The organism is Crocosphaera watsonii WH 8501, from assembly GCF_000167195.1.
GTDB classification, from domain to species: Bacteria; Cyanobacteriota; Cyanobacteriia; order Cyanobacteriales; family Microcystaceae; genus Crocosphaera; species Crocosphaera watsonii.
Map to the genome: position 1 here is coordinate 1 of NZ_AADV02000321.1, position 2,048 is coordinate 2,048.

The window sequence follows — 2,048 nt, forward strand, 5'->3', positions numbered from 1 at the left end:
TGATCGAACTAGGGAAAACAGAAATTGGTGTAAGGAAAGAGGGATAAGAATCAGTGGTCCGAAGTTAGGAAGACCTCCGAAAAATGTCAGTGAAGAAGAAAAGAAACAAGCCCACTCCGATGAATGCTTCCGTAATGCTATTGAGGGAAAGTTTGGACAAGCTAAACGAAGATTTAGCCTAAATCTCGTGATGACAAAACTCCCTGAAACCTCCATTACATCTATTGCTATTACATTTTTAGTTGTCAATCTTTGTAAACTTCTGAGGCAGTTTTTGTCGCTTTTTTTGTCCTTATTTACTAATAATAGAACAGGGAAACTCATCAAACCGCCTTTCATTAATTTTGATTATACTTTAAACAATTTTCATGTACTAAAACTTATTGATTTGTCAGAAAATTCTTGGTCAAAAGTGGCATAAATTTTGGAGAAACTTTTTCAGCAAACCCTAATTATGAGAAACTATTTATTAGGTAGTCTTTTAACTATAGGCTTAAGCTTTTCTATATTTTCAGAAGTAAAAGCTGCTACTATTTCCCTAGATTTTGATAGGTTACCCAATCAACAAGGATGGATAAGAGAGAGTAATAGGTCTGGTACTGCTTTTTCTGTGGATGGAACAAAACTTATTCAAAACAGTATTGGAAGAGGTTCATTTGTTAAAACGTTTCGGATGAATAATGTTATTGATCCTGACAAACATTTTACCTTATCTTTCACCGCTAGATATTTAAACCAAGAAGTAGTTTCATCTACTGTTAGTACATTTAGTTTCGTTGTTTATTTATATGATGCTAACAGGCGTTTTCATCTTGCTTTTGGTCGTTCAGCATTTCAGAATAGAGTAGATACATCTGTTTTTAATGATTATCGTTTAGAAGGTTCATTTTCAACAGGTGTTGCTAGTTTATATATTAATGATACCTTTATTAGAGATTTTAATACAGAGACTGTTAGAGACAGTAGGAATTTTATTGGGTTTGGAGATTCAACTTATACAGCAAATGCTCATGCAGAGCTAACGAATTTTACTTTTACTCAAAAAGAAATAAGCGCAGTTCCAGAACCTTTAACTATCCTGGGGACAGGAACTGCTATAGCTTTTGGAGCAGGTTTCAAACGTAAGTTAGCTAAAACTAAGAAGAAATAGAATTTAATTTTAAACCTGTATTTGAAGTCTTCCTTGCTTATGAGGGGGATTTTTTTTATCGAAAAATCATGGGTCTAAAACCTCACGGGGTGACAAGCCCGTTAAAACCCTGATTGAAAGAGGGTTTCAGCCGTGGCGATCACTCTATAAATTGTCAAAAACTAGAGGGTTTATTGAGAATAAACAATAATGATAATCATTCTTGCCGTGTGTGTGGGGGGGAGGAGGGTTACACCGTCCTCCCCCCCACAGGGTTGATGCTCAAAATCAACCCCTTGGGCAATATTAGTTTTTATTAAATAATAAAAATTGGTTTATTTTGGATAGTTACATCTAAAATAAATCATCTTCCACTGGTTATTTTATGTTAAGATAAAATAGGGGAATTAAGCCGTCTTATCTATTATGGACATGGCTTGTAACCCTTTTTTATAATTGTTGAGTTTCTGGGGATTATTGCTCATCATAATTGAAATAAAATCAGAGCAAAATTCCCAAGCGTGAATCCAAAGAGAGCCATAAAGTCCTATCCAAAAATTACTATGTCTTCGGTCACTTCTGGATTTTAAGTAGACAAGCAAAAATTTTCCTTGATGATTTGCAAAAAGTTTGCCTTTAAAAAAAAACAAGCAACCAATCCTTTAAAAAAAACCAGAATTAGCCCTTAATTTTGGTTACCTCCCCCAAAATAAAACCCGCGCTAAAACCCTGAAAAAATTCAATATTCCCCGGGCTGATAATTTTAAAACCTGAAAAATTCCAAATGGAAAAAAACCAAGCCTCTTTTCGGTGCCCTGATTTTTTTTAAAGGCCCCCNNNANTTCCAACTTTTATTAGTAATGACGCCGAAACCCNCCCCCGGGNNCTCTAGCAAAAATGAAATCCTCCTTTGTTTGTG

At 34.9% G+C, this 2,048-nt stretch carries 3 protein-coding genes; 2 read left to right on the forward strand and 1 reads right to left on the reverse strand.

Annotated features, from left to right (window positions below; all coding sequences use genetic code 11):
* Both CWATDRAFT_RS31395 and CWATDRAFT_RS40890 read left to right on the forward strand, forming a co-directional pair.
* Positions 1-421: IS5 family transposase (locus CWATDRAFT_RS31395; protein ID WP_007308693.1), on the forward strand; the 421-nt coding region annotated here is incomplete at its 5' end.
* A gap of 33 nt (positions 422-454) precedes the next feature.
* On the forward strand, positions 455-1,150 hold the full coding sequence (locus tag CWATDRAFT_RS40890) for a PEP-CTERM sorting domain-containing protein (protein ID WP_007308694.1): 696 nt from the start codon (positions 455-457) through the stop codon (positions 1,148-1,150).
* 386 nt (positions 1,151-1,536) lie between these two features.
* On the opposite strand, the gene CWATDRAFT_RS31405 is transcribed toward CWATDRAFT_RS40890, so the two are convergent.
* Complete coding sequence (locus CWATDRAFT_RS31405; RefSeq protein WP_232287258.1) at positions 1,537-1,731, reverse strand: hypothetical protein; 195 nt, start codon at positions 1,729-1,731, stop codon at positions 1,537-1,539.
* Between the last annotated feature and the right edge of the window lie 317 nt (positions 1,732-2,048).

What these genes read in the sequence shown, in the direction of transcription:
- CWATDRAFT_RS40890 (WP_007308694.1), top strand. Translation starts at nt 455, where the DNA reads ATGAGAAACTATTTATTAGGTAGTCTTTTAACTATAGGCTTAAGCTTT.